Annotated in this window: 21 protein-coding genes; 13 read left to right on the top strand and 8 right to left on the bottom strand. The window is 68.5% G+C overall.

Translation table 11 applies throughout. The features are described 5' to 3' along the window. Together ACQ859_RS20815 and ACQ859_RS20810 are read right to left on the bottom strand one after the other, a co-directional pair. A complete protein-coding gene (locus tag ACQ859_RS20815; protein WP_431262567.1) occupies window positions 1-3,579 on the bottom strand; it encodes an alpha-1,6-glucosidase domain-containing protein in 3,579 nt (1,192 codons plus the stop codon). A gap of 204 nt (window positions 3,580-3,783) precedes the next feature. After that, window positions 3,784-4,683, bottom strand: coding sequence for a helix-turn-helix transcriptional regulator (locus tag ACQ859_RS20810; RefSeq protein WP_431262566.1), 900 nt, complete (start codon window positions 4,681-4,683; stop codon window positions 3,784-3,786). A 96-nt stretch (window positions 4,684-4,779) separates the two neighbouring features. Here ACQ859_RS20810 and ACQ859_RS20805 point away from each other — a divergent pair, with 96 nt between their 5' ends. The 3 genes from ACQ859_RS20805 (at window position 4,780) to ACQ859_RS20795 (ending at window position 8,828) form a co-directional block, all read left to right on the top strand. Continuing rightward, window positions 4,780-5,313, top strand: coding sequence for a hypothetical protein (locus ACQ859_RS20805; RefSeq protein WP_431262565.1), 534 nt, complete (start codon window positions 4,780-4,782; stop codon window positions 5,311-5,313). After that, complete coding sequence (locus tag ACQ859_RS20800) at window positions 5,310-7,058, top strand: tetratricopeptide repeat protein (protein WP_431262564.1); 1,749 nt, start codon at window positions 5,310-5,312, stop codon at window positions 7,056-7,058. The genes ACQ859_RS20805 and ACQ859_RS20800 overlap by 4 nt, the downstream gene beginning before the upstream one ends. A gap of 81 nt (window positions 7,059-7,139) precedes the next feature. Then, a complete protein-coding gene (locus ACQ859_RS20795) occupies window positions 7,140-8,828 on the top strand; it encodes an ATP-binding protein (RefSeq protein WP_431262563.1) in 1,689 nt (562 codons plus the stop codon). 3 nt (window positions 8,829-8,831) lie between these two features. Here the strand turns inward: ACQ859_RS20795 and ACQ859_RS20790 are convergent, their stop codons facing one another. Both ACQ859_RS20790 and ACQ859_RS20785 read right to left on the bottom strand, forming a co-directional pair. Continuing rightward, window positions 8,832-11,081 (bottom strand): TonB-dependent siderophore receptor, encoded by a 2,250-nt coding sequence (locus ACQ859_RS20790; protein ID WP_431262562.1) that lies wholly within the window; start codon window positions 11,079-11,081, stop codon window positions 8,832-8,834. 479 nt (window positions 11,082-11,560) lie between these two features. Continuing rightward, complete coding sequence (locus ACQ859_RS20785; protein ID WP_431262561.1) at window positions 11,561-12,172, bottom strand: cysteine dioxygenase; 612 nt, start codon at window positions 12,170-12,172, stop codon at window positions 11,561-11,563. A gap of 153 nt (window positions 12,173-12,325) precedes the next feature. Here ACQ859_RS20785 and ACQ859_RS20780 point away from each other — a divergent pair, with 153 nt between their 5' ends. Together ACQ859_RS20780 and ACQ859_RS20775 are read left to right on the top strand one after the other, a co-directional pair. Further along, a complete protein-coding gene (locus ACQ859_RS20780) occupies window positions 12,326-13,411 on the top strand; it encodes an LLM class flavin-dependent oxidoreductase (RefSeq protein WP_431262560.1) in 1,086 nt (361 codons plus the stop codon). A gap of 37 nt (window positions 13,412-13,448) precedes the next feature. After that, the gene (locus ACQ859_RS20775; protein ID WP_431262559.1) at window positions 13,449-14,405 is read left to right on the top strand and encodes an ABC transporter substrate-binding protein; all 957 of its coding nucleotides are present in this window, start codon (window positions 13,449-13,451) and stop codon (window positions 14,403-14,405) included. Here ACQ859_RS20775 and ACQ859_RS20770 read toward each other — a convergent pair. Further along, on the bottom strand, window positions 14,392-15,285 hold the full coding sequence (locus ACQ859_RS20770) for an SDR family oxidoreductase (protein WP_431262558.1): 894 nt from the start codon (window positions 15,283-15,285) through the stop codon (window positions 14,392-14,394). The two genes, ACQ859_RS20775 and ACQ859_RS20770, sit on opposite strands and share 14 nt — an antisense overlap. Window positions 15,286-15,433: 148 nt before the next feature. Here ACQ859_RS20770 and ACQ859_RS20765 point away from each other — a divergent pair, with 148 nt between their 5' ends. After that, a complete protein-coding gene (locus tag ACQ859_RS20765; RefSeq protein ID WP_431262557.1) occupies window positions 15,434-16,327 on the top strand; it encodes a LysR family transcriptional regulator in 894 nt (297 codons plus the stop codon). Between the two features lie 6 nt (window positions 16,328-16,333). Here the strand turns inward: ACQ859_RS20765 and ACQ859_RS20760 are convergent, their stop codons facing one another. Together ACQ859_RS20760 and ACQ859_RS20755 are read right to left on the bottom strand one after the other, a co-directional pair. Next, window positions 16,334-16,558, bottom strand: coding sequence for a hypothetical protein (locus ACQ859_RS20760; protein WP_431262556.1), 225 nt, complete (start codon window positions 16,556-16,558; stop codon window positions 16,334-16,336). A 155-nt stretch (window positions 16,559-16,713) separates the two neighbouring features. Next, complete coding sequence (locus ACQ859_RS20755) at window positions 16,714-17,406, bottom strand: aspartate/glutamate racemase family protein (RefSeq protein ID WP_431262555.1); 693 nt, start codon at window positions 17,404-17,406, stop codon at window positions 16,714-16,716. Window positions 17,407-17,534: 128 nt separating this feature from the next. On the opposite strand from ACQ859_RS20755, the gene ACQ859_RS20750 reads away from it, so the two are divergent. The 5 genes from ACQ859_RS20750 (at window position 17,535) to ACQ859_RS20730 (ending at window position 19,918) form a co-directional block, all read left to right on the top strand. Beyond that, window positions 17,535-18,149 carry a hypothetical protein gene (locus ACQ859_RS20750; protein WP_431262554.1) on the top strand — a complete coding sequence of 205 codons (615 nt, stop codon included), beginning with the start codon at window positions 17,535-17,537 and terminating at the stop codon, window positions 18,147-18,149. After that, on the top strand, window positions 18,139-18,453 hold the full coding sequence (locus tag ACQ859_RS20745) for a hypothetical protein (protein ID WP_431262553.1): 315 nt from the start codon (window positions 18,139-18,141) through the stop codon (window positions 18,451-18,453). The genes ACQ859_RS20750 and ACQ859_RS20745 overlap by 11 nt, the downstream gene beginning before the upstream one ends. Further along, the gene (locus ACQ859_RS20740) at window positions 18,450-19,118 is read left to right on the top strand and encodes a hypothetical protein (RefSeq protein ID WP_431262552.1); all 669 of its coding nucleotides are present in this window, start codon (window positions 18,450-18,452) and stop codon (window positions 19,116-19,118) included. Before ACQ859_RS20745 ends, ACQ859_RS20740 begins: the two co-directional genes overlap by 4 nt. A 34-nt stretch (window positions 19,119-19,152) precedes the next feature. After that, window positions 19,153-19,542: a hypothetical protein gene (locus tag ACQ859_RS20735; RefSeq protein ID WP_431262551.1), complete on the top strand. Its 390-nt coding sequence runs from the start codon at window positions 19,153-19,155 to the stop codon at window positions 19,540-19,542. A 100-nt stretch (window positions 19,543-19,642) separates the two neighbouring features. Further along, the gene (locus ACQ859_RS20730; protein WP_431262550.1) at window positions 19,643-19,918 is read left to right on the top strand and encodes a hypothetical protein; all 276 of its coding nucleotides are present in this window, start codon (window positions 19,643-19,645) and stop codon (window positions 19,916-19,918) included. A 307-nt stretch (window positions 19,919-20,225) separates the two neighbouring features. On the opposite strand, the gene ACQ859_RS20725 is transcribed toward ACQ859_RS20730, so the two are convergent. Then, on the bottom strand, window positions 20,226-22,382 hold the full coding sequence (locus ACQ859_RS20725; RefSeq protein ID WP_431262549.1) for a TonB-dependent siderophore receptor: 2,157 nt from the start codon (window positions 22,380-22,382) through the stop codon (window positions 20,226-20,228). Window positions 22,383-22,797: 415 nt separating this feature from the next. Here ACQ859_RS20725 and ACQ859_RS20720 point away from each other — a divergent pair, with 415 nt between their 5' ends. Next, the gene (locus ACQ859_RS20720; RefSeq protein WP_431262548.1) at window positions 22,798-24,990 is read left to right on the top strand and encodes a TonB-dependent receptor; all 2,193 of its coding nucleotides are present in this window, start codon (window positions 22,798-22,800) and stop codon (window positions 24,988-24,990) included. Window positions 24,991-25,265: 275 nt separating this feature from the next. Further along, window positions 25,266-26,540, top strand: a complete 1,275-nt coding sequence (locus tag ACQ859_RS20715) for a tetratricopeptide repeat protein (RefSeq protein ID WP_431262547.1) — start codon at window positions 25,266-25,268, stop codon at window positions 26,538-26,540. Window positions 26,541-26,551 lie beyond the last annotated feature (11 nt).

Below are 26,551 nucleotides of genomic sequence, written 5' to 3'. Positions count from 1 at the left end.
TCAATGGGAGGCAGAGGCGGTTGTGGTGGCGGGAGCGGAGGCGGGGACGACGAACACGACCGCCGTGCGCGCCGGCACGGTGAAGCGGCCGGAGGTGCGATCGAAGGCGGCCTGGCGGGCGCGCGTGTCGGCGGCGCCCGGCGCGGTGTGCACTGGATGCAGCGTCAGCGCATGCCCCGCCAGCGATGGCAGCGTCAGGTCTTTGGCGGTCTTGTCGACGTTGATCAGATAGACCAGCTCGGCGAAGTTGGCGCCTGGATACCCGGCGCCATCGAGCCTGCCGACCAGCACCGTCGCTTCCTGCGAGGAGCCCGTGTTCAGGAACGTCAGCCGCGCCTTGATGTCCTCGGCCGTGCGCAGGCGCAGCAGTGTCGAGCTCTTGCGAATGCGCAGCAGGTCGCGGAAGGCGTCGCGGGTCCACGCGATGTCGGCGGCCGAGGGCTTGATCAGCGTGTTCGCCAGCAGCGGCTTCGCGTACGGCCAGTTGTCCGCGTTGTCGCGCGAGGGCGGCAGGCCGACGCCGAAGTTGTTGTCCGCGTAGGTCCAGTCCAGGCGGTTGAACCAGTCGCCGCTGTCGTAGCTGTTGCGGTCCAGCGACTTGCTGCGCAGCGTGTCCGCGCCGGCGTGGAAGTAGGCCACGCCCTGGCTGAACGCGTTGATCGCGCTGGCCAGGATCTGCACGCGGGCGCGGTCCTCGCGGCTGGTGCCGACGGGCAGGCGGAAGGCGTTGTTGTCGAACAGGGTCAGGTTGTCGTGGTTCTCCACGTAATTGACGACCTCGCCCGGCTCCAGCACCCAGCCGGCCGGAATGCCGCCGACGTCGATCTGCTCCAGGCGCAGCGTGGCGTCCCAGCTCGTCTGCATCTGGAAGCTGCGGATCGAGCCCGCCAGCGACGCGCGGAGGCGGTCGGCCTGCCACATCAGCTCGCCGCGCGACTGGCCGCTGTTGTGGCCGTTGTTGTCGTAGAAGAAGCCGTTCACGTAGCCCTGGCTGGCCAGCAGCGCTTCGCCCGAATCGCAGCAGCCACCGCCACGCACCGCGTCGCGGATCAGCGGATTGAAGCTGCCGATGCCCGAGCCGTTCAGCGACAGCATCTCTGCCTGCACGAAGCGCGCGCCGTTCGCGACCTCGCCGAAGTTCCAGCCCTCGCCGACGATCTGCACCTGGCGGCCGGCGGCCTGCTGGACGCGCGCCTTCAGCGCCTCGATGACCGCGCGCGGGTGGTGGCCCATGATGTCGAAGCGCAGCGAGCTGATGCGGTAGTCCCGCGTCCACGTGACCGCCGAATCGATCATCAGCTTGGCCATCATGAGGTTCTCTGAGGCGGTGTTCTCGCAGCAGGTGGAGCGCTCGATGCCGCCGGCGGCGTTGTAGCGGAAGTAGTAGTTGGGCACGACCTTGTCGAGCACCGAGGTGGCGTTCTGCCCCGACGAGGTGGTGTGGTTGTAGACCAGGTCCATGCCGACGCGCAGGCCGGCGGCGTTGAGCGCCTGCACCATGCGTCGGAACTCGACGACGCGCGCGAGCGGGTCGTTCGCGTTGCTCGAGTAGCTGCCTTCCGGCGTCGAGAAGTGCTGCGGGTCGTAGCCCCAGTTGAAGCAGTCGATGCCGGCCGTGGCGGCCACGGCGGCCTGCTGCGACTCGCCGTCCGGCGCGCCGGAAGGCGAGGGCGTCACGCATCCCTTCTCGTTGACGGTGGCGAAGTCGAACACCGGCAGCAGATGGACGTCGGTCAGACCCGCGGCGGCGAGGGCGCCCAGGTGGCGCATGCCGTTGGAGCCGGACTCGGCGAAGGCCAGGTACTTGCCGCGTCGCGCGGCGGGCACGGTCGCGTCGTTGATCGAGAAGTCGCGGACGTGCAGCTCGTAGATGCTCAGGTCCGACGGCGCCGACACGGTGGCGGGCGGCGCTCCGGCATCCCAGCCCGCGGGCTTGGTCGCGGCGGACTGCAGGTCCATCACCACGCTCTGCTGGCCGCCGAGCGTCACGCCCAGCGAGTAGGGATCGGCGACGAGGTTGCGCACCAGGCCCACGCCCTTCACGAAGACCTGGACCTGGTAGCGGTAGGTGGCACCTTGCAGGCTGCCAGCCTTGCTGAGGCGCCAGACGCCGGTCGCGGCATCGCGCGTCATCGGCTCGGTGGTCGTGCGGGTGAGCGTCGAGCCGGCGATCGGCGTCGTGAGCACGAGGGCCACGTCTTGCGCGGTCGGTGCCCACAGCTTGAAGGAGGTCGATCCGTTGGCGACGACGGCGCCGAGGTCCGGCACCTCGTTGGCGGCGGCGTAGAGATCATCGAGCGCACCGGCGATCTGCGCGGTCGTCGCGTTCTGGACGCGGCCGTCAGCGTCCTCCTGCACGAGCACGAGTTGCCGCTGATGCAGCGACGGCAGCCGCGCGACATCGCCCGCGCGGACGCTGAAGACCGCGCCGTTGCCGACGTACTTGAAGCGCAGCGCATCGGCCGGCGGCACGGTGCCGGTGAACGGGTCCAGCGTGACGAAGCCGTCGGCGCCGCTGACCGGCGCGTTGGCGGCGACGCTGATCTGGCCGGTCGCCGAGTGGTAGAGGCGGACGGTGCCGGTGGCGCTGATGCGCGGCCACTTCACCAGCGTCTTGTTGAGCCACACGGCGCGCGCGTCGGTGCTGGACACCTGGCGCAGGTCTGGCGACGCGGTGTAGACCGTCGCATCGCGCTCGACCAGCCAGACGTGGCCGACCTGGTTCTGGATCGTCAGCGCGGAGAACTCGACGCGGACGTTGTTGTCGCGGCCGTCCTTGTCGTTCTCGTTGGGCGGCATGCCGTGGACGATGAACTCCAGCCCCTTGCGGCTGGCGTCGCCTTGCGGATTGAGCACGGGGATGTCGAAGACGACCTCGTCCGCTCCCGCCGCGTATCCCGGCATCGCACTGAAGGCGACGGGCTGGTTCCAGTTGTCGATCGTGACGCCGCCCGGTAGCGCCGCGGCGTTCAGGCCGCTGCCGTTCCACAGGTGCAGACCCCAGGCGCTGTAGGCGCCGTCGAAGCGCTTGTAGTGCACGCGCACCGTCGTGATGTCGGGCGTGGCCAGCTGCAGCGGGTTGCCCGGGTAGGTGGTGCCGTCGCCTTGGAGGCGCCAGACTTCGTTCGCGCCGGCCTGCAGCACGAGGCTCTGGTCCGCGCCGCCGTTGTCCTTGTTGTCGCCGTTGTGGAAGAGGAAGCCCACGGTGCCGCTCGTGGCGGCGAGCGGCACGTCGTAGTAGACGCCGAAGTCGTCGCTGCCCGCAGCGTTCCAGCCTTCGTTCCAGTTGGGGCTCTTCGCGGCGTTCCAGGTGTGGATCTGCCAGCCCGCGTGATTGCCGTCGGCGCGGCGGTAATGGACGCGCAGCGAGGTCGCCGGAGCGTCAGGTGTTGCCACCGCGGCGACTCGCGCGCGGGTGGACGGCGGTGTCGCGCCCGTCGGTACTTCGGCGATCAGCGCGACGCCGTTCTCGTCGACGGCCGCCCCGCTGGTACCGGCCTTCTGCGCGAGTCCGGCCTCGCCGCCGCCGCCGCACGCGGAGAGCAGCCCGCTCAGGCCCATCGCTAAGCCGAGCGTCAACGCGCCCGCCACCCGTCGCGCCGTGCGCGACCACCCGTCAGCCCCTGCCTGCATGTCCGTGCCCTCCTCAAAGGTGGCCGGATGCTAAGGAAGTAAAACTACATCATGTGACCGTGAAATCCCGGAGTCGAACTACATGTCGGGGCTTCATGGGACAAGGCAGGGGCGGGATTCAGGTGGCATTCGGGTGAAAAAGCCACGACTTCAGCTTGTCGTGTGTAGTTTTGCTTCATTCCTGAGCGCTCGGGGAGAACAGCCGAACTCCCGCCGGAAGGCGCGGTTGAAGTTCGACAGATCGGCCCAGCCGCTGTCGTAGGCGACGTCGGTCACCGGGCGGCGGGTGTCGCGCAACAGGTGCAGCGCATGCATCAGGCGCTGGCGGATCAGGTACTGGTGCGGCGTGACGCCGATGGCCTGCCGGAACACGCGCAGCAGATGGAAGGGGCTCAGGCCGGCGGTGGCCGCGACGTCGTCGAGCGTGATCGCCTCGGCGCTGCGGGTCTCGATGCAATGGGCCGCCGCGCGAGCGCGCTCATCCTGCCGGGGCAGAGGCGCGGGCGCCTCGTCGTCGCCCAGCGCGCGGCGCACCTGGGCCACGATGGCCAGTGCCGCCTCTTCGAGCGCGAAGCCTTCTTCCCCGCCGTCGTCCAGCCCGCGGAAGAGTCCCGCCACGCGCGGCAACGGCGGCAGGCAGGCATGGGTGAAACGTTCAGCCCCCAGCGTGCCGTCGAGCATCGCCGTGGACATCGACAGCACCGTGCAGTCGTCGCCCGTGCCGTCGCTGTCCTCGTGCGAGCAGGCGTAGCCGTCGCCGGCGTTGCCCAACATCAGCCAGCCGGGGCCGAGCACCGCGCCGCCGGTGCGCGTCCGGTAGGTGAAGCGGCCGCGGTCGACCAGCGTGATGGAGAAGTGCCGGTGCTCCTCTTCGATGGGCCGCTCGCCGCGAGCGGCCCGGCACTGGCAGTGCGCCAGGCGCAAGCCGGTGCCCGACTGCAACGGGCGGTAGCGGCGGTCGTGGGCGACGGTTTCATCGATGGCGCTACCGACGGCCTCATCGAGGGCGTCATCGAGCGTGCCGACGAGGGCAGGGTGGCGCAGCGGCATGGACGGGATGCTAAGGAGCGCCAGCTCCAGAGCCTGTCAGCAGGCATCGCAGTTTTTGCCAAGTTTTCTGGGCAAGGCCTCCCTAGGCTTGCCCGCATGAAACACCTCAGCAAGTCCTTCGTCGCCGCGCTCAGCAGTGCGACGTTCTTCGTCGTTGCGCCGGCGCTCGCCGCCGATCACCTCGACACGCCGACCGTCATCGCCGATCCCGCGGCGGACATCGGCGATCTCTACGCCTGGACCTCCTCGGACGGCAGGCGTCTGACCCTCGTCATGGACATCGTGGGCAAGCGCTTCTCCGATCAGGTCCAGTATGTCTTCCACGTCGACAGCGGCCAGCGCTACGGCGCCACGACGGTCGGGACGCGCCTGCTCTGCCAGTTCGATGCGGCCGGCGTCGTCCGGTGCTGGGCCGGGCGCGAGGACGGCGTGCAGGGCGACGCCGGCGCTTCGGCCGGTCTGACCAGCCGGAGCGGGCGACTGCGCGTCTTCGCCGGCCAGCGGGACGATCCCTACTTCAACAACGTGCGTGGCACGCGCGCCGCGCTCAATGCGGCCGCGGAGGCCGTCCGGGCCGGTCAGGCGCCGTCGGACGCAAGCGGCTTCCCCGCTTCGACGGGAAGACGGTGACGCGCATCGCCGCGCTGTGGGGCCAGACCGAAGGCGGCCCGGCGCGCAACTTCCTCGCTGGCTGGACGACCTCGGCGCTGGTCGTGTCGGTGGATCTGGCGCTCGTGAACGCCGGCGGACCGATGCTGGCGGTCTGGGGACGCACGGAGCGCCGCCAGGCGGTGCCGACTGCGGATGCGGGACCACCACCGCCCGGCGCGCCGATCGATCGGATGGGCCGCGCGCTGACCGGCAACGCGCTGCTGGCCACGATCGGCACGGACGAGACGGCGAACAGGCTGAAGGAGGCCTACAACCGCGCGGGCCCCGCCGACTGGCAGGACTTCGCCCCGGAGATCGGCCGCAACCTCGCGCTGTACGACGGCTTCGACGGCGTGGCCGGCAACCAGTGGCTGGCGGAGGCGAAGGAGGCCTCGCCGGGACGCTACCGGCGCCTGGCTGCACTCCTGGCCGACGACCGCCTCTGGGTGGACAGCCGCCAGACGCGATGCGAGGTCTATCTGGCGGTGGAACGCCGCGCCGCCGGCGCAGTGGCCCCGCCCGACTGCGGCGGTCGCACGCCGTTGGTCAACGTCAACGCCGTGTTCCGCTCGCTGCTGATCCGCGGCACGCCGGACGTGGCCGACGACGGCGTCACGAAGGACGATCACACGCATTCCACGGTGGAATTCCCGTTCCTCGCCGCGCCAGCCGCGCCTCCGACTCCGACGCCGACGCCGACGCCGACGCCGACAGCGGCCGCGACGCAGGGGGCGATCGCGGTGGCCAACCTCGATCACCTGATCCATCAGCACGGCGCGGACCCGGCGGCGTTGGAGTTCTCGCTGATGCGTCTGCAGTTCCTGGCCGACTATCGGGTGCTCGACCGCGCGGCCGCGCTGGCGGCATCATCGACAGTCGACGCGGCTGGCGATGCCGTCGGCCGCCTGCGGCAGGCGCGCGCGCTCACGACCCTGCATCGCTTCGCGCAGGCGGAGCGGGTCCTCGATGCCGCCCGCGCCACGCCGATCCAGCGCGCTGCGTTGCTCGTCGCGACGGGGCGGGCGGGTCAAGCCTTGCCTGCGCTGAGAAACGAGGCCGCGCGCAGCCCGGACTTCGCCAGTCTCAGCGCCCTGGCCCGCGCCGAGGCCGGCGTCGGTCGCCTCGAAGAAGCCGACCGGCACTACGCCCAGGCGCTGACGATGCTGGACACGACGTGGCCGTTTCCCGCAGCGGCCATCGCATTCGCGCGGGGGCTGATGTGGGCGGAGCAGGGCGGCGACCCGGTGCGGGGCGCGGCCTTCTACGAAGAAGCGCTGCGACTGCTGCCCGACTATGCGGCGGCCGGCATCCACCTCGCCGAGCTGGAGCTGGCCCGCGGCGACGACGCTTCGGCGCAGTCGCGGCTCATGCGCGTGGTCCAAGCCGGTGAAGAGCCCGAGGCCCTCGCGCTGCTCGGCGAACTGCATCTTCGACAAGGCGAGACTGCGCGGGGTCGCGAGGAGATCGACCGCGCGAAGCGCCGCTACGAGGCGCTGCTGGCCCGTCACCCGCAGGCGTTCGCCGATCACGCCGCCGAGTTCTACCTCGGTGCGGGTCGCGATGCGCGCCGCGCATGGGCCCTGGCCCAGGCCAACCTGCGCGAACGCCCGACACGCCGCGCCTACCTGCTGGCGATCCGCGCCGCCGAGGCCCTGGCACTGACGCGCGAGGCCGCGTCGCTGCGCGCACGCAGGGACGCCCGCCACGCGCCCCATGCGGCATGACCCGCAGACGCGGCGCCGCACCCGGCTGCGATACTGCGCCGTCCCCTTCGCTCCGGAAGGGCCCAGCTCCAGCCGCCCGCCATGACCGACGACCCGCGCCATCCTCCCGATCTCCCCGCCCCGGCGGCGACCTCCGAGGCGGCCGCCGACGCGGCATCACGGCCCGAGCCCGACGATCTAGCCCAGTTCAGGACGCTGTTCGAGCGCATGGACGAGGGGTACTGCGTCATCGAGTTCATCGACGGCCCGCACGGTCCGCTGAGCGACTACGTGCACGTGCTCGCCAATCCGGCCTACTACGCCAACGCCGGCATCGCCGACGTCGTCGGCCAGAAGGTGCGCGAGATGGTGCCTGCCGAAGCCGACGCCTGGGTCGAGGTCTACCGCAAGGTGCTGCTGACGGGCGAGCCGGTGCGCTTCGAACGCGAACTCGAGCGGACCGGGCGCTACCTCGAGCTGTCCGCCTTCCGCATCGATCCGGTCGAGCGCCGGCAGGTGGCGGTGCTGTTCCAGGATGTCACCCGTCGTCATCGCGCCGACCAGGAACTGCGCGAGCTCAACGACACGCTCGAGCGCCGCGTCCAGGAGGAAGTCGACCAGCGCCTGCGCACCGAGGAGGCGCTGCGCCAGTCGCAGAAGATGGAGGCCGTGGGTCAGCTGACCGGCGGCATCGCGCACGACTTCAACAACATGCTGGCAGTGGTGGTCAGCTCGCTCGACCTGCTGGCGCGGAAGTTCCTCAAGGACGACCCGCTCGCGATGCGCTACGTCGACGCCGCGCGCAACGGCACGCAGCGCGCGGCGCAGCTGACACAGCGGCTGCTCGCGTTCTCGCGCCAGCAGCCGCTGCGGCCCGAGGCGCTCAACGCCAACCGGCTGGTCGCCGGCATGTCGGACCTGCTGCGCCATTCGATCGGCGGCGCCATCGCGCTCGAGGCGGTGCAGGCCGGCGGCCTGTGGCGCACGCATGCGGACCCGAACCAGCTGGAGAGCGCGATCCTCAACCTGGCGGTCAATGCGCGCGACGCGATGCCCGACGGCGGGCGCCTGACCATCGAGACCGCGAACGCCCACCTCGACGAACGCTACGTCGCCGAGCAGGTGGGCGTACTGCCGGGCCAGTACGTGATGGTCGCGGTGACCGACACCGGCAGCGGCATGACGCCGGACGTGCTGACACGGGCTTTCGACCCGTTCTTCACGACCAAGGAAGTGGGTCGCGGCACGGGACTGGGGCTCAGCCAGGTCTACGGCTTCGTCAAGCAGTCGGGCGGCCACGTCAAGATCTACTCCGAGATCGGCCAGGGCACGACGGTGAAGATCTACCTGCCGCGCCTGCTCAACGACCAGGAGGAAGAGATCGAGTCGCAGCGCGTCCCGCTGGTGTCCGCGTCGCAGGGCCAGGAGACGGTGCTGGTGGTCGAGGACGAGCCCGCCGTGCGCGCGTCCTCCGTCGATGCGTTGACGGAGCTCGGCTATCGCGTGCTCGAGGCCGACGGCGGCGAGGCGGCGCTGAAGCTGCTCGACGCGCATCCCGAGATCGCGCTGGTGTTCGCCGACGTCGTGATGCCCGGCATGAACGGCCGCAAGCTCGCCGACGAGGCGCGCCGGCGCCGGCCGGGATTGCGGGTGCTGTTCACGACCGGCTACTCGCGCAACGCGGTCGTGCACAACGGCGTGCTCGATCCCGGCGTGGACCTGCTGGGCAAGCCGTTCACGCTGGACGAGCTGGCCGTGGCGGTCCGCGCGGTGCTGGACCGCGCGGATTGAGGCTCAGAACCGGTAGGTCGCGTTGACCGACACCGCGCGCGGCGCGCCCCAGGTGTAGGTCGAGTACCAGCTGAAGATCGTGTAGTACTTCTTGTCGAAGAGGTTGGTCACGTTGACCGAGGCGGACAGGTTCTTGTTGAACTCGTAGCTCGCCATCGCGTCGAAGATCCAGTAGCCGTCGACGGTGTGCTTCATCGTGCCGCCGCTGGGCGTGGCGATGTCGCCCCAGGTCTTGTCCTGCCAGCGAGCGCCGCCGCCCACGCGCAGGCCGTTCAATGCGCCACCGAAGGCGCCATCGAGCTTGTGCGTCGTGTACAGGCTGAACTGGTTGGCTGGCGTGAGCGTCGTGACCCGCGTGCCCTGCTGCCTGGACACGCTATTCGTGTAGCCCGCCTGCAGCTGCCAGCTCGGCGTGATCTGGCCGGAGATCTCGAACTCCACGCCCTTGGTCTTGATGCCGTCGGCCGCGCGGTAGGCGACGCCGCCGGTGGGTGTCTTGCCGCCGGTCTCGATCGCGAAGTTGTCCTGCTGCAGCTGGAAGTAGGCCGCCGATGCGTTGAGGCGGCCGTTCAGCCACGAGGCCTTCACGCCGGCCTCGTAGTTCTTGCCGCGAAGCGGATCCAGCGTGCGGCCGGCTTCGTCCTGCGAGGACTGCGGCGTGAAGATGTCGGTGTAGCTCGCGTAGAGCGCGTACTCGCGGGTCAGGTCCCAGACCGCGCCGAGGTAGGGCACGAACACGCCGGACTCGTCCAGTCCCTGCGCCTTGTTGCGGTACGCGGACCAGCGGCCGCCGGTGATCAGCTTCAGGTCGGCGGGCAGGTTCCAGCGCGCGGCTGCATACAGGCCGCGCTCGCGCGTCGTCTCGTCGTTGGCGAAGTCGGGGGTGCTGTGCCACACCGGCTCGGGCACCTGACCGTTCCACTGGTAGTAGTTGGGCACGTTCACGTCATAGCCGTCGGCGAGGTAGTAGCCGTCGTTCTTCCATTGGCGGCGGGCCAGGCTGCCGCCCACCACGAGTTCATGCTTGCGGCCGCCCAGCGTGAAGGGACCGGTGGCGTAGACGTCGGCGGCATCGCTGGTCGTCTTGCCGATGTACTGGCCGATCCACATCGACACGCCGGCGCCGGTGGCCGGGTTGGGGAAGCCCGAGGCGCCCGCGCCGAGGTTGGCGTCGTAGCCGTTGATCTGGTGGTTCAGCTGCAGCTTGGCGACCCAGCCGCTGTCGAAGTTGTGCTCCAGCGTCGCGAAGCCGGTGCGGGTGTACTGCTCCCAGCGGCTCCAGGTCGCGCCGTTGTTGAACGAGCGCGGCCGGTCGTTGAACTCGCCCAGCGAATTCAGCAGCGGGATGCCGCCCCAGCTCGAGCCCTTGGGCTTGCTGTCGAGGTAGTCGAAGCCGACGGTGAGCAGCGTGTCGGGGGTCAGGTCGGCCTCGACGATGCCGTAGAGCACCGTGGTCTTGCGCTCGTAGTGGTCGACCTGCGACTGCCGGTCGGTGTAGGCGGCGACGCCGCGGGCGCGAATGCTGCCGCTCTCGTTGAGCGCGCCGCCGGCGTCGACCTCGCTGCGCCACGTGCCCCAGCTTCCGATGCCGGCCGAGGCGTGACCGCGGAACTCCCGCGTCGGCTTCTTGCGGATCAGGTTGATGGTCGCGCCGGGCGAGCCGTTGCCGGTGAGCAGGCCGGTCGCGCCCTTGAGGACTTCCACGCGGTCGTAGATCGAGGTGTCGCTGAGCGTGTTGCCGGCGGAGTACGACGAGTCGCGCGTCATCGGCACGCCGTCGTACTGGAAGTTCTGGACCGCGAAGCCGCGCGAGTAGTACTCGGTGCGTTCGCTGTCGTAGGTGACGATGCTGATGCCCGGGGTCTGGGCCATCACGTCGTCGATGGAGGTGAGGTTGAAGTCGTCCATCTTCTGGCGCGTGATCACGCTGATGGACTGCGGCGTCTCCTTGGGCGACAGCACCAGGCGCGTGGCCGTGGCGATCGTGCCGGAGGCGTAGGAGCCGGACTTCTCGGTGATCTCGCCGAGGCGGTTGGCGTTGACGGTGACCGCGGGCAGCGCGACGTCCGCCGTGGCGGCGGAGGCCGCGGAAGCTGCGGGGGCCGCGGCCTTGGCCTGCGCTTCGGCGCTGGCGGGATGGCTCTGCGCCAGGATCGGCGTCGAGATCAGCAGGCCGGCGCCGGACAGGGCAACGGCGAGCAAAGGCAGAGCGGGGCGGGACAAGCCGCGCGAGGACCGGAGCGTGGTGGACATGGCAGGGCGTCTCCTGCCGCGGCCCTCGGCGAGGAGGGCATCACGTCGGCCTGTGCCGCGGAGATCTAGGGTGGGGAATAAGACATGGTCGAGCGGACCGCGAGTTGTTGATAATAATTCTCAATTGAGAAGTTTCTCATTTGAGTTGGTCGCGTATTCGCACGGAAGCGCATCCAGTCGCACGGATACGTCAGTTGACTGCCCCGTCTGCTGGCCCTCACCCCCACCCTCTCCCGCAAGCGGGCGAGGGAGCCCGACCGAGGTCCGCGTAGGCGCGTCACCGCAAGCGGCAGAGGCAGAGGCAGAGGCAGAGGAAGAGGCAGAGGCAGAGGAAGAGGAAGAGGCAGAGGAAGAGGAAGAGGAAGAGGAAGAGGAAGAGGAAGAGGAAGCAAGAGGCGCCAGCGCCGCGAGTCGAGCCGGTGGGACTCCCTCGCCCGCTTGCGGGAGAGGGTGGGGGTGAGGGCCAGCGGCCTCGGCAGTCAGGCCAGCGCCGAGTACCCCGACACGAAGCGATGCGGCGTGCCATCGGCGTCGTAGGTCGACCGCTCGATGCGGCCGATGTCGGCGCCGTAGATGTGGATGCTGATCGAGGCCTGACCCTCGACCGCGTTGTGGACGCGGTGGATGTCCCCGAGCCGCGGCGAGACCGCCTCCACCTGACCCGGCGACAAGCGCACCGGCGGCCCGTCTGGCACGAGCTCGTGCGGCCCCGTGAAGCGGTAGCTCTGCGAGTCCTCCGCGCCGCGCAGCATGCCGATCAGACCCCAGACGGTGTGATCGTGGATGGGCGTGGCCTGGCCCGGTCCCCAGACGAAGGACACGACGGAGAAGCGCCCCTGCGCGTCGACGTGCAGCGGGTACTGCCGATAGCGATCGGCGCCCGGACGCGCGTGGGTCGACGGCAGCCAGTCGTCGCGTGCGACGAGTTCGGCGAGCAGCGGGCGCAACGCCTTCAGCAGTTCCGACTCGCGCGGATGCCGATCGAGCAGATCCTCGGCGCGCTCGATGAAGCGGGCCAGCGGCGCCGGCACGGCGGTGTCCGCGGACGTGGCGTCGCGGACCTCGCGGACCTCCACCTCGAGCTGTGGCATGTCTGTTCCCCTCATCAGTCTGGGCGAGTGTGAGCTCGGCCCCGGCGGCCGTGAATCCTGCAATCCGAGCATGGAAAGTCGGATTCGTTCTTTGCGGGTCGCCGCGCGGATCTCTACGGTCTGGGCCTGTCCGACCAACGCAGGGCCACGAGCATGAGCATCCAATTCATCGGCATGATCCAGTCGCAGAAGACCTCCGAGATCCACCCGGCCAGCGGGCCGGCCGTCGAACCGGACTACGTGACCGCCTTCGCCCAGGCGCACGAGGCGGCGGGCTTCGACCGCATCCTGGTGCCGCACCATTCGACCGGCCCCAGCGCGCAGCTGACGATCGCCCACGCGGCGGCGCACACCTCGCGCATCGGCTTCCTGCTGGCGCATCGGCCCGGCTTCGTCGCGCCGACGCTCGCCGCGCGGGAGCTGGCGACGCTCGACCAGTTCACCGGCGGCCGGCTGGCGGTGCATGTGATCTCCGGCGGCTCGGACGCCGAGCAGCGCCGCGATGGCGACTACCTCGACCACGACCAGCGCTACGAGCGCACCGAGGAATACGTCGGCCTGCTGCGTCGCCTCTGGATCAGCGACCAGCCCTTCGACCACGAGGGCACGCATTACCGCTTCGACGGCGGCTTCAGCGAGGTCAAGCCGCGTCAGCAGCCGCATATCCCGGTGTTCTTCGGCGGCGCATCCGACGCAGCGCTGCCGGTGGCGGGCAGGCACGCGGACGTCTACGCGCTGTGGGGCGAGTCGCTGGAGCAGACCGCCGACCTGACGCGGCGCGTGCGCGCGGAGGCGGCACGCCACGGGCGGAGCATCGGGTTCTCCGTGTCCTTCCGGCCGATCCTCGCGGACACCGAGGAGGCGGCCTGGGCACGTGCGGAGCGCATCCTCGAGGACACGCGCCGGCTGCGCGTCGCCGCCGGCTACAGCCGCGGCGGCCCGCAGCAGAGCGAGGGCGCGCGGCGCCTGCTCGCCGCGGCGGAGAAGGGCAGCCGCGTCGACAAGCGGCTGTGGACCGAGATCGCGCGCGAAACCGGCGCACGCCACAACAGCACCGCGCTGGTCGGCACGCCGGAGCAGGTGGCCGAGGCGCTGCTCGACTACTACGACCTGGGCGTCACGACCTTCCTGATCCGCGGATTCGATCCCTTGGAAGACGCCGTCGATTACGGCCGCGAGCTGATCCCGCGCACACGCGCCCTGGTCGAGCGGCGGTTGGCGCAGCGCCGGGCGGCTTGATCCCGGCTCGCATTTCCTTCTCCGATTCGAGGACCGCATGAGTTCCCATTCCAACGATCCCTTGCGCCGTCGCGTGCTGACCCAGGGCGCCGCGATCGCGGCGCTGACGGCCATTCCCTACGTGCGCTCCGTGCGCGCACAAGGCCGCGTGGTGGTGAAGGCCGGCGACCAGAAGGGCAACCTGCGCGCGCTGCTGGAAGCGGCGGATGAACTGCGCCAACTGCCCTACGACATCCAGTGGAGCGAGTTCCCCGCCGCCGCGCCGCTGGCCGAGGCGCTCAACGCGGAGGCCGTCGACTTCGGCCCGATCGGCGACGCGCCGCTGCTGTTCGCGATCGCCGCGGGCACGCGCATCAAGGCCTTCGCGGTGAACCGCTCCGATGCCTACGGCACGGCGGTGCTGGTGCGGCCGGACTCGCCGTTCAAGACGGCGGCCGACCTCAAGGGCAAGTCCATCGGCACGAACCGCGGCTCGATCGGGCATTTCATCGCGCTGAAGGCGCTCGCCTCGGCGGGCTTGAAGCCGGACGACGCGCAGGTCCGCTTCCTGCCGCCGGCCGAGGCGAAGCTCGCGTTGACGCAAGGCTCGCTCGATGCGTGGGCCACGTGGGAGCCGTACACCGCGCTGGCGGAAACGGCCGGCCATGCGCGCGTGCTGGTGAGCGGGCGAGGGCAGTGGTCGGGGCTGAGCTTCCTGGCGGCAACCGACAAGGCGCTCGCGACCAAGCGCGACGCGCTGGCCGACCTGGCGCAACGCGTGAAGCGCGCGCAGGCCTGGTCCTACCAGCATGTGCCGGAGTTCTCCGCGACGCTGGCGCGGATCATCGGCATCCCCGTCGAGGCCGCGCGTCTGCAGTTCGAGCGCCGCGCCACGCGCTGGATCGCGCTCGACGACCAGGTGCTCGCGGATCAGCAGCGGAGCGCCGATTTCTATCTGCAGGTGGGTCTGCTGAAGCAGCGGTTGGATGTGAAACCGACCATCACGCTGGTCTAGCGTCGACCGCGGTCCTGCTGGCAGGCTTCGACGGGAGTCCAGCCAACTCGCTGTCCGTGAAGTCCGCCGACAGGGCGACCGCCCGCTGTGCTTCCAACGCCGAGAGGCGGCTCGACAGGGCCTGCCTGACGTTCGCGTACGAGTCCGCGCCCAGCACCAGACGTCGGGGCAGGGGCTCGCGACGATCGACCATCTCCAGCATCGCCGTCGTCATCCGGTCGGGGTCGCCCTTGATGACCCAGCTGCCGTCGAGCCCGTCGCGCAGCTGCTGCACCGGGGTGTCCTGGTAGGCCGGCGTGGGCGCCGTCTTCACGAGATTGACGCCGAAGTCGGTGCGGGCCGGTCCGGGCTCCACGAGGGTGATCTCGATGCCGAAGCCGGCGACCTCCTGGCACACAGCCTCGACGAAACCTTCCACGCCCCACTTGGTCGCGTGGTAGAGGCTGAAGCCGGGATAGGCGCACTGACCGCCTTCGCTCGAGATCTGCAGGAGTCGTCCGCCGCCTTGCGCGCGCAGATGCGGCAGCGCCGAGCGGATCAGCGCGATGGCGCCGATGAGGTTCACGTCGATGATGTCCCGCAGCTGGCGGTCATCCGTTTCCTCCGCGGCGCCGAAGACGCCGTAGCCCGCATTGCTGACCAGGACGTCGATGTGTCCCGCGCGTTCGAAGGCGTCGTCCACGGCGGCGCGGACGGCGGCCGGATCCTTGAGGTCGAGGCCGACGATCCGCAGACGCTGCGGATGCCGCTCTCGCAGATCTGGGAGGGCGTCGCCGTTGCGGCTCGTGCCGATGACGTGATCGCCGCGCGACAGGGCCTTCTCGGCCAGCAGACGACCGATGCCGCTGGACACGCCGGTGATGAACCAGGTCTTGCTCATGCGTCGTTCCTGAAAGAATGGGAGGGCTTTCAGCGTAGGTCCGAGCGTCCCGCGCATTGGCACGTCCTCCCGAACAGGCTGATGAAATCCGGCCATCAATCCCGCCGATCGCCTCGTCCGCCGATCCCGCCTTGGAGTCCTCCGCGACATGCCCCGTCCTTCCTTCAACGACCTGAACGCGTTCGTCCTGGTGGCGACGCATCGCAGCTTCCGGCGTGCCGCGGAAGAAGCCGGCGTGGCGCCTTCCACGCTCAGCCATGCGATGAAGACGCTGGAGGAAAGCCTGGGCGTGCGGCTCCTCAACCGGACCACGCGCAGCGTCGCGCTGACCGAGGCCGGCGAGCGGCTCTTCGCGCGGCTGACGCCCGTCCTGGAGGACGTGGACGCCGCGCTGGCGGAGGCGTCGGCCACGCGCGGCGTGCCCGCGGGCACCGTGCGCATCAATGCGCCGGAGACGGCGGCCTGGATCCTGGTGCGGGAGGTCGTGCCGTGGGTGCTGGACCGGTTCATCGACGTCTCGGTGGACCTGGTCACCGAGGGCCGCTTCGTGGACATCGTCGAGGCCGGCTTCGATGCCGGCGTGCGGCTGGGCGAAACGGTGCCGCAGGACATGGTGGCGGTGAGATTCGGCGGCGACATCCGCTTCGTGGCCGTCGCATCGCCGAACTACCTGAAGCGGGCGGGCCCGCCGAAGTCACCGGAGGACCTGCAGCGTCACGCCGGCATCCGGCACCGGATGCCGAGCGGCAAGCTGTACCGCTGGGAGTTCGAGCGCGGTGGCGAGAAGGTCACGATCGATGTGCCGGGTCGCCTGACCTTGAACAGCATTGCGCTGATGGTGGAGGCGGCGCTCGAGGACCGCGGCATCGCGTATGTGCCGGCGCCCGCGGTGGCGCCGTATCTCCGCAGCGGACGGCTGGAGGTGGTGCTGGACGACTGGTGTCCGCCGGGGCCGGGTCTTGTCCTGTACTACCCGGGCCACCGGCAGGTGCCGTCGGCGCTGCAGGCGTTCATCGAGGTCCTGCGGGAGCGGCTGCCTTAGGTTGCCTCAGGGGCAGCGCGGATCGGGGCGCTGGCGCTCGTTCCTGCGGGACTGCGGTCTGGCCCTGCCGTTCCACGCCAACGCGGCGCTGCAGGCGAGCAGCAGCGCCGACCCCAGGAAGTTGCCCAGCGCCTCTTCCGGCTGCGACGGATGGAGTTCCCAACCCACCCGTGCATTCCAGACGGCGATCCCCGCGACGGCCACCGCCGCCGCCCAGTGCGCGACTCGCATCCCGACTCCTCGTTCTTGTCAGGAAATCGTAGCCGGTAATGTTCGGTAGCGAACATAGGGAATAGCACCGGCGCGTTGCGGCTCCCCGGATCAGGGGTGGGGCAAGGCCTCCGCGTTGTTCGGGGCGTAGAACGAGTGCCCCCACCAAGCCTCGGCTAGGGCGCCAGTGCCAGCTCGATCGCCGACTCGCAGTGGATCAGCGTCGTGTCGAAGACGGGCACGGAGACGTTGCCGGCGTTGAGCAGCATCCCGACCTCGGTGCAGCCGAGGATCATGCAGTCGGCCCCGCTGTCCACCAGACGGCGCGCGACGTCCTCGAACCGGGTGCGGCTGTGATCCGTCGTGATGTCCTTGCACAGCTCGTCGTAGATGATGCGATGCACGTCCGCCCGATCGGCATCGCCGGGAATCACGGGGCGGAGCCCGGTCGCCTGGAGGCGGTCCACGTAGAACGCCTGTTCCATCGTGAATGCCGTGGCGATCAGGCCCGGGGCCGTGAGCGACGACTGCCTGATCCGATCCGCGGTGGCATCCGCGATGTGCAGCAGGGGAATGCCGACGCCGCCCATCATCTGATCAGCCAGCTTGTGCATCGTGTTGGTCGCCAGGACGATGAAGTCCGCGCCGCCGCGTTCCAGCGCCTTGGCCTCCGCGTTCAGGATCTCGCCGGCTTCCTCCCATCGCCCCTTGGCCTGCAACTGCTCGATCCTCGCGAAATCGAGGGACCGGATGAGCAGCTCCGGCGAGTGCAGGCCGCCGAGACGCCGACGTGTGATCTCGCACATCTGGCGGTAGTAGGTCTGCGTCGAGGCGGCGGACATGCCGCCGAGGATTCCGATGAGCTTCATGACATCCGGATCGATGGTTGCTGAGGTTGGTCGGAGGTCAGCGTAGCACCCGGACTCAGAACGGCAGCTCGGCAATGCATGCAATCTACTAGTTGGTAGATAATGCGGTCAAGCTACGAGGGATCCCCATGACCGGTATCCGATCACTTCCATCGACGCCTTATGTTCCGCCGACCGCCGCTAGGCCGGGCAACAACGCGCTCTCGGGCGCGGCCACGGCGGACTTCCCGACCGTGATGAGGGATCACCACCAGAAGCTCCTGGCGCCGGCGGAATCGGCGAAGTCGGCTGCGAAGCCGGAACTCCTCGCGGCGATGTCTCGCCGGCCGGACATCGAAGCGATGATCGAGCGGCAGCATGCGGCGCGTAGGACGGCATCGCGAACCAAGGGTGCCGCCGTGTCGTGTGTCGAGGATGACGAGGGGGACGATGACGGTGTCGTTCCCTGCGGCGAGCGCGACGGCGATCCGATCGCCGGGCGAGTCGATCTCTGCGGGAACGGTCCTGCGCACGTCGTGCCGCTCGAATGCGCACCGAAGGGCGCGGTGCAGTTGATGACCTTGGTCACGAGCCCGGTCGTCTGGCATCCGCTGATCGCCGCCCAAGCCGCCACGTCGTCGAGTCGCGCTCAGCCGCGGCGCAGACGCAGGGCTGCCACCGAAGTGCCCGTCGCATCTCGGACCCGTGAGCGCGACGCGCAGGAAAGCGGAGAGATCGATACGATGGACGACCATGCGTTCTAGCGTTTCCATCCAAGTCTCCCGCTTCGTCGATGACCACCCGCCGGGCTTCGTCGAGTGCGTGCTGGTCGACGCATTCGGGAAAGCGCACGTCTTCATCGAGAAGGTGTCGGTCATCACGACCGAAAACCTCGTGTCGACGAGCAGTTATCCCTGTCCTGGCACCGTCGATTGCGAAGTGGTGGCCGAATGGACGGATGACAAGGGACGGGCGCTCACGCGGATCAACACCGAACGTCCCTGGGGTGTCGAATCCGCCGAAGGACTGACCGAGTTCGTGGTGTCGACGTCGGAGCTGCGAGCGTGAGAACCCTGCAATGGGTCCTGGCCATCGGGCTGACGGTCTCGGGAGTTGCATCGTTCGCGGCGGATCCGATGGGAGCCCCTGCTCGAGCGGGCAAGGCGCTCACGGCGGTGGACCGCTGCATGAAGCAACACAGGGTGTCGACTTGCCGTGTCTTCTACGTACGCACTGACGACGTCCTGGTCCATTCGGAGCCTCGTGAAGAGAGCGAGGTCGTTGCTCGACTCCCGGGCGCGCGCGGAGTGTTGATTGACTGGAAGTCCACACGCGAGGCACCCAAGGGCTGGGTGAGCTATGAGCGGGACGACCATGGCGGGCACGGATGGATCCAAGCCAAGGATGTGGCCGGCGTCCTGGATTTCCGACGCGTGGTCGGCTGCTGGCCCGTGAGGCACTTCTGGGACGAGGTGGGCGACTCCCGATTCGAGATTTACACGACGGTCGACGGGCTGGGCAGGAGCTCGACGCCTGACGGCCCGCGAACCGAAGTCTGGTTCACGGACAGCCTGATCCTTTTCGATTCCAGGCTGCGCGCCGGCGCGGATGTGTTCCATTACGACACGGAGACCGGGAAGCTCCGGAACGGCTACGGCTTCAAGGACAGCGGCATCGAGCATGTCGACGACGCGGATCCGGAAGCGTGCAAGGGCGGACTGAAGTTGCGGTGAATCCAGAAAGTAGGAAATGAGAAGAATGCACCGGATGATCCATGGCCTGGCTTGCCTGCTCGGGTTGCTGCCGCTTCATGCGTCGGCCCAGTACGCAGCGATGGAGGGCGATTACGCCTCTCCTTTGATCTCGTTGAAGGTCATCGTTCTGGACAGGAAGGGCACCGCGGCGGCGAGTCTCACGGTGGTGTCCGGCGCCTGCTCAGGCTCCATTGCCGGTGTTGGCACGTTCACTGCAAGAACGCTGCAGTTTTCCTCTCACACGAAAGAGGAAGGCGGCGAAGCCTGCCGGGTCTCTGCCCAGTTCGACAAGCTCGGAAGGCAGGTCACCATCACCGACAACGGGCAATGCTCAGTGTTCATGGGCGCCAGCTGCGAATGGAACGGACAGACCGCCAGGAAAGTGCCGGAGCGCAAACGGTGATCACGTTGGAAGCCCTCAACGAGCGAAATGATCACGATGATTGAGCTCGCCGGAAAATCCCTCCTGAGGTGGCGCTGTGCCCGATATTTCCGGAGCTGAAATGAGCGCTTTGAATCAACAGTTCTTGAAGGATCTTGAGCAGTACTGGCACTGTGAGGTCCGTGACGCGAGTTCGGGCGTCGACCTGCTCAAGGCGTTGAGCCATCCGGGACACTTGATCAACGCAGAGGAATTTCAAGAATGCTTGGAGTCCGCCATCGAGCAACGGAACATCAATGTGACCGACTATCAGTCGGTCACCGGTCTCGATCTTGAGACTGCGGACCAAGTCGCCGAGGATCTGAGAGGTCTTCGGAGAATGATGCACGGAACCTGATTGAGGAGCAGGGCGCCGGCTTGATTCGCTGTGCATTCATGTCGGTTGATGCCGATGCATCGGCATCATTGAGGGGCAACGTGTAGTCGGTGCTTTGACTACCGAGTCCGCTGGCCCTCACTCCCGCCCTCTCCCGCAAGCGGGAGAGGGAGTGAGAGTGCACCGCGCTGACCGGATGGATCCTTCGCTCGCATGAGGGAGCGAACGCAAGAAGTGCCGCCGCTACGAGTAGAGCCGGTCGGACTCCCTCTCCCGCTTGCGGGAGAGGGCGGGGGTGAGGGCCGGCAGCCTCACGCAGGAACCGACCTCAGAGCTCGATCTTCGCGTTCACCCCCAGCGTCCGCGGCGCTCCGACGAAGGTGTAGCCCGACGCCAGGAATCCCCAGTAGCTGCGGTTGAACACGTTGTCCACCCCCGCGCGCAGTGTCACCGGATGGCTGGAGACTCGCGTCTGATAGCTCACGCCCAGGTTCACCAGCGAGTAGCTCGGGAGCCGGTACTTGTTGTTGGCATCCGCGGTGAGGCCGTCGAAGTAGTGCACTTCAGCGTTCGCGCTCAAGCCGTCAACACCTGGCACCTTCTGCGTGACGCCCACGGACGCCTGCCACTTCGGAATGCCTTCCAGCCGGTTGCCCTCCAGGCTCGGATCCGTCCTGCGGTAGCTGCCCGTCGTGTACGCCGCGCTGGCGGTCACGCGGGTGCCCGTGTCCACATTGACGTAACCGTTGAGCTCCGCCCCACGCAGCCGCACCTGCCCGTTGGACACGTAGTAGTTCTGCGCGTTCGCGTACTCCGCGCCGCGGTCGATCTCGAACAGCGCGCCCGTCACGCCCCAGACGCGGCCGTCGTGCTTCGCGCCCACCTCGTACTGCTTACTCTTCAGCGGTGCCAGCACCTCGTCGGCGTTCGCGTAGGTCGTGCCCACCGTGCTGCCTTGTTCGAGCGCTTCCACATAGCTCGCATACACCAGCGTGTCCGCGCGCGGACGGAACATCACCGCCACCGTCGGCGTGACCGGCGTCTTCTTGTACTGATTCGTCACCGCGCCCGCGGTGTTGTACGAGGTCTGGTCGTAGTCCGAGTAGCGCAGGCCCAGCAGCACCGACCACTGGTCCGAGAACGCCACCGTGTCGCTGGCGAAGACCGCCTTCTGCGCCGAGTGGTAGTTGTGATACTGCAGCGAGTCGTCGTAGCTGCCGTTCCACGGCAGCGGCGTGATCGGCTGGTAGAGGTTCTCATCGCCGATCGGCGTGTACAGCGACTTCGGCACCGTCTGCTTGTTCAAGCCCTGCCAGGCGAGACCCGCCGTGACCTGGTGCTGGAGGCCGGCCGTCGAGAAGCTGCCCTCGATCAAGGCTTGCGCCTGCTCGTAGGTCGCCGCGCCTTGCGCCTTGTTCAGGTAGACCGTGTAGTCGCCGGCCTCGTTGAGCAGGCCCATCCACTGGCCCGAGTAGCGGCGGCGATCCTGGCTGCGGCTGACGTCCACCTTGGCCGTCCACGTGGGATCGATCTTCCACTGCAGGCCCGTGGACACGAAGAACACGTTGGAGTTGAAGAAGGTCGTGTCGTGCGCGTTCAGGTCCTTGCGGCCGCTCGGCGCCTTCGGGATCTGCGTGCCGGTGAAGTCGTCCAGGAAGAAGTCCTGCACGCCGCCCCGGACCCGCCGCGATTGATAGATCGCGTCCGCCGTCCAGGTCAGCGACGAGGTGAGCCTCGTGTCCACCGACACCGAACCCGAGTTGCGCTCCACATGCGCGCCGTTGTAGGTCTCGCCCTGTTCGTGCGTGAGGTTCAGGCGGTAGCCGTAACGGTTGTCGTCGCCGACGCGGCCGCCGGCGTCGACGTGCTCGCTGAAGACGCCATCCGAGCGGTAACCCACGTCGAAGCTCAGCAGCGGCTTGTCGGTTGGTTTCTTGGTGACGAAGTTGATGATGCCGCCCGGCGCGCCGAAGCCGTACATGAAGCCGGACGACCCCTTGAGCAGCTGCACCGAATCGAAGGTCTCGATCGGTAGCTCGACCGTGGTCATGAAGAACGGCAGGCCGTTGATCTTGTAGCCGTTGTAATCGTCCAGCGGAATGCCGCGCACGTTGATCGAATACGCGTTGAACGAGTAGGTGTCGCCCAGCGACATCACCGAGGCGTCGTTGGCGAAGACCTTGCCCAGCGACTTCACCTGGCGGGCGTCGAGGTCCTCCGCGTCGACCTGGCGGGTGGAGAAGGGCGTCTCCAGTTCAGACCTGGCACCGAGCGCGCCAGCGCCCAGCGAGCGCGTGCGCGTGCCTTGCACCGTGACGGTGGACAGCGCCGTGCCGGCGCTGCTGCCGGTCCCTGCGGTGCTGCCGGCATCGGACGCGTTCTGGGTGCCCGCCGCGGCGTCCGCATGGGACTGGGCCGAGGCGCTGCCGATCGCGCCGACCGTGCCCGCCAGCAAGGTGGCGACCGCGAGGGAAACTGCTTTCAAATGGAGTTGCATTATTCTCAGGCGTTAATAATTCGTGAATATGTGCGAATACTGCAAAATGCTTTGCGGCTCACGTTTGACTCTATTCAGACGCCTGCAAATCCAGAGAAACCTTTCGGCGTATCGATATTCGATGGCGGCGCATCCAGATGCGCTAGCCCAGAGGGAAACGAGCCGCACAGCGCCCATCGCGGCGTCTTGTGCGCATATCGATGCGCCGATTCCTTCGTCGCCCTGAAACCCCGGGATTCATAAAGTCGCCGCTGGCCCGGAAATACAACGGCCAGCTTCGGCGCCCGCCACGGATGTGCAGGACTTGCCGAGGCCAGATCAACAAATGAGAACGATCGGGATCGATATGCAAGTGGGTACGCGAGTGGGTGTGCGACTGGGTGGGCGAGCTGAATTGAAAGCGGTGTCCGCAGCCGTGCTGGCCGTGCTGGCCGTCCTGGGCGGCTCGGCGATGGCGCAGAACGCGCCGGCCGCCGCCGCTTCGGCGGCCACGCTGGACCGGGTCGAGGTGACCGCGCAGCGCCGCGTCGAATCGGCGCAGGAGGTGGGCGTGGCGGTGAGCGTGCTGTCCGGCGACGAGCTGCGCGCCAAGGGCATTACCAGCGTCAACAAGCTGCAGAACGAAATCCCCAGCCTGGAGATCGAGCCCGCCTTCGGCAGCGGCCAGCCGCAGTTCCGCATCCGCGGCATCGGTTTCCAGGATTACGGCAGCAACAACTCCTCGCCGGTCGGCGTCTACCTGGACGAGGTGTCCTTCGCCTTCCCGGTGCAGACGCAGGGCCTGCTGTTCGACCTCGAACGCGTCGAGGTGCTGCGCGGACCGCAGGGCACGCTCTACGGCAAGAACACGACCGGCGGCGCGATCAACTTCGTTTCGAAGGCGCCGACGAAGCAGACCGAGTTCGGCGGCTCCGTCGGCATCGGCTCTTTCGGCGCGAAGACGGCGCAGGGCTTCGTGTCCGGCGCGCTGAGCGACACGGTGCGCGGCCGGCTGTCCGTCGCCACCGAACAGGACGGCGGCTGGCAGCGCAACCGCGCCACCGGCGAGAAGCTCGGCGACAAGAACATCAGCGCGCTGCGTGGTCAGCTCGAATGGGACGTGACCCGCGATCTCACCGCGAAGCTGAGCATCAACCACAACGTCGACAAGTCCGATGTCCAGGGGCTCACCCTCTTCACCGCGCGACCCACGTACGGCTTCGCCGCCGACACGAACCGCCGCTCGACCGGCTGGGGCTTCGCGAGCGACTTCGCCGCGCTGGTCGGCGAATCGGCCGACGCCAAGCCGCACAAGGACAACAGCGCCACCAACGTCGCGCTGACCCTGAACTGGGACCTGGGCGCCACGCAGCTGACCAGCATCACCGCGCATCAGCGCTTCGACCGCAAGGAGCTGGCCGACTGGGACGACACCGAGATCAACCACTCGGACGTGTTCTGGAAGGACAAGGCCACCACGCTGAGCCAGGAATTGCGGCTCGCATCGAAAGGCACGGGCCGCTTCAACTGGGTCGGCGGCGTGTACGCCTCGCGCGAGAAGCTCAGCGAGGACTGGACCACCGACTTCCGCCGCGACTACGGCCTGATCACGCGCACCCGCTACGACCAGACGGGCCGCACCTGGGCCGTCTTCGGGCAGGTGGACCAGGCCTTGAGCAGCGACCTGAAGCTGGTCGCCGGCCTGCGCCAGGAGCATGAGAAGCGCGCCATCGACGACTTCAGCACCAACACCACGCCGGTCGTCCCCGGCCTCGGCGTCAACGGGGCGGCGCAGTCGCTCTCCAAGGACAACACCTCGGGCAAGCTGGCGCTGGAGTACACGCCCGCACAGGGGCAACTGCTCTACGGCTCGATCAGCCGCGGCGTGAAGTCCGGTGGCATCACCGCGCACAACACCTTCAACACGCTGGCGCTGGAACCCTTCCAGCCGGAGAAGCTGCTGGCCTTCGAGCTCGGCTACAAGGCCGACCTGAGCCGCAGCCTGCGCGTCAACACGGCGATCTTCCACTACGACTACCGCGACCAGCAGTTCCAGGACGTGACGACCACGGCCACCGGCGCGCTGGTCGGCAAGATCATCAACATCGACAAGTCCAAGGTCGATGGCGGCGAGGTCGAGCTGCAGTGGCGCCCGCTGGCCGGGCTGACGATCGGGCAGGCGCTGGGCTACAAGCACGCGAAGTTCGACCGTTTCAATTCGCCGCTGCTCGGCGACCTGTCCGGGCACGACCAGTTCCTGCCGAAGGTCAGCTATGGCGGCAACGTCGCCTATGCCTGGACGGCGGCCAGCTTCGACTGGCGCGTCGCGGCCGACTACAGCTATCACGCGAAGTACCCGTCGTGGCTGAACCTGCTCAACGTCGACGGCGGCAAGACCTACGACATCCCGAGCTACTGGCTCGCCAACGCGCGGGTGGAGGTGGCGCCGGTGAGCTCGCCGTGGTCGCTGCAGCTCGGCGTGCAGAACCTGTTCGACAAGCAGTACGACCTGACGCGCAACTTCTTCGGCAACCGGCCGAGCACGAAGGATGACCTGAACGTGGCCGCCGCAGGCGCGCCGAGGACAGTGACACTCACCCTAATCTACAACTACTGATCCGCCGCGCCCCCGCTTCGGGTGCAGGGCGTCGTTGCAAATCCTCGCCATAGCGCTGCTATGGCTCCGGTTTGCGCCTAGCCCTGCACCCGAATCGGGGCCGCGGCCATTGCTCTTGGGAGGGCTGTCATGCTGCTGAACGACGAGTTGGGGAATCCGTTCCGCGCCGCATCCGCGGACGTGAGCGCAGGGATCAACGATTTCATCGGGGGCTGCTCGCCTACGAGTCGCGCGCCGAAGGCATCCTGGCGGCCGCGCAGGCGCATCCGGACGCGGTGCTGGCGCAGGTCTATGCAGGCTGGTTGTGGATGTTCCTGGAATCGCCGCAGGGACCGCCGCAGGCACGACCGTTCCTGGAGGCCGCAGAGCGGGCGCTGCGTGATCAGCCGTCCGTCGCCGCCACCGGATCGCCGGACGCGCGCGCGGCGGCGGAACGGGAATCCCGGCATGTCCAGTTGCTCGCGCACTGGGTCGCCGGCGACGTGCCCGCCGTGCAGCGAGAAGCGGATGCGTTGATCGAGCGCTTTCCGCGCGATCTGCTCGCGGTGAAGTTGCGTCAGTACGTCGCGTTCAACCGCGGCGACTCGCCGGCGATGCTGCGCGCGATCCTGCGCGTGCTGCCGCACCATGCGGAGAACGCGTATGCCCATGGCATGGCCGCGTTTGCGTACGAGCAGTGCCACCTGCTCGACGAGGCCGAGGCGGCGGCGCGGCGCGCACTGGCGTTGCGCTTGAATGAACGCGAACCGTGGGCGCAGCATGCGCTCGCGCATGTGCTGCTGACGCAGGGCCGGATCGAGGAGGGCACCCGCCTGCTCGAGGACTGGCGCGCCGGCTGGACCGGCCTGAACTCGTTCATGGCCACGCACCTGGCCTGGCATCTGGCGCTGTTCTACCTCGCGCGCGGACGCGACGCGGAGGCGCTCGCGCTCTACGACGGCGCGGTGTGGGGCGTGTCGACCAGCTACTCGCAGGACCAGGCCGGCGCGGTCCAGCTGCTGGCGAGGTTGGAGTGGTGCGGCGTGGACGTGGGCCACCGCTGGTCGGAGCTGGCCGGCTTCATCGCCGCGCGCGGCATCGACACGGTCGAGCCCTTCCTGACGCTGCTGTATCTCTACGGACTCGCCCGCGCCGCGCGGCCGGAGGCGGATGCACTGCTGGCGGCGGTGCGGGAGGCCGACCAGGGCCGCCGCGCCGTGTGGGCCGACATCGTCTGGCCCGCGGCGATCGGGCTGGTCGCGCATGCGCGCGGCGAGCCGGAGCGGGCCTGGCATCCCTTGAGCCAGGCGCTGCCGGGGCTCGTCCACATCGGCGGCAGCCACGCGCAGCGGGATCTCTTCGCGCTGCTGCATGTCGATGCCGCCACGCACGCCGGGGCGCTGGTCGACGCGCAACAGGCGCTGGAATCCAGGCGACGGGTCGATCCGGACGAGGTGGCGATCAACCGCCGGATCGCCGATCTCTACCGCCAGCTCGATCTGCCCACGCTGGCGGATGAGGCACGACGGCGCGTGGCGCGCGTGACAGCGGAAACGGGACGGCACGCATGACGATGGGAGAG

The organism is Roseateles chitinivorans, assembly GCF_050632235.1.
In the GTDB taxonomy this organism is placed as follows: domain Bacteria; phylum Pseudomonadota; class Gammaproteobacteria; order Burkholderiales; family Burkholderiaceae_C; genus Roseateles; species Roseateles chitinivorans_A.
Note: the sequence above shows the minus strand (reverse complement) of the source record. Positions and strands in the feature narration are given on the sequence as shown.

Bases quoted from the DNA above. Each gene is read 5' to 3' on its own strand.
- ACQ859_RS20760 (WP_431262556.1), bottom strand. From the start codon at position 16,558: ATGCGAGTCGCGCACTGGGCGGCGGCGGTGGCCGTCGCGGGGATCGCC.
- ACQ859_RS20770 (WP_431262558.1), bottom strand. From the start codon at position 15,285: ATGAGCAAGACCTGGTTCATCACCGGCGTGTCCAGCGGCATCGGTCGT.
- ACQ859_RS20755 (WP_431262555.1), bottom strand. From the start codon at position 17,406: ATGAAGCTCATCGGAATCCTCGGCGGCATGTCCGCCGCCTCGACGCAG.
- ACQ859_RS20810 (WP_431262566.1), bottom strand. From the start codon at position 4,683: ATGCCGCTGCGCCACCCTGCCCTCGTCGGCACGCTCGATGACGCCCTC.
- ACQ859_RS20780 (WP_431262560.1), top strand. From the start codon at position 12,326: ATGAGCATCCAATTCATCGGCATGATCCAGTCGCAGAAGACCTCCGAG.
- ACQ859_RS20745 (WP_431262553.1), top strand. From the start codon at position 18,139: ATGCGTTCTAGCGTTTCCATCCAAGTCTCCCGCTTCGTCGATGACCAC.
- ACQ859_RS20765 (WP_431262557.1), top strand. From the start codon at position 15,434: ATGCCCCGTCCTTCCTTCAACGACCTGAACGCGTTCGTCCTGGTGGCG.
- ACQ859_RS20730 (WP_431262550.1), top strand. From the start codon at position 19,643: ATGAGCGCTTTGAATCAACAGTTCTTGAAGGATCTTGAGCAGTACTGG.
- ACQ859_RS20775 (WP_431262559.1), top strand. From the start codon at position 13,449: ATGAGTTCCCATTCCAACGATCCCTTGCGCCGTCGCGTGCTGACCCAG.
- ACQ859_RS20785 (WP_431262561.1), bottom strand. From the start codon at position 12,172: ATGCCACAGCTCGAGGTGGAGGTCCGCGAGGTCCGCGACGCCACGTCC.
- ACQ859_RS20790 (WP_431262562.1), bottom strand. From the start codon at position 11,081: ATGTCCACCACGCTCCGGTCCTCGCGCGGCTTGTCCCGCCCCGCTCTG.
- ACQ859_RS20805 (WP_431262565.1), top strand. From the start codon at position 4,780: ATGAAACACCTCAGCAAGTCCTTCGTCGCCGCGCTCAGCAGTGCGACG.
- ACQ859_RS20735 (WP_431262551.1), top strand. From the start codon at position 19,153: ATGATCCATGGCCTGGCTTGCCTGCTCGGGTTGCTGCCGCTTCATGCG.
- ACQ859_RS20795 (WP_431262563.1), top strand. From the start codon at position 7,140: ATGACCGACGACCCGCGCCATCCTCCCGATCTCCCCGCCCCGGCGGCG.
- ACQ859_RS20750 (WP_431262554.1), top strand. From the start codon at position 17,535: ATGACCGGTATCCGATCACTTCCATCGACGCCTTATGTTCCGCCGACC.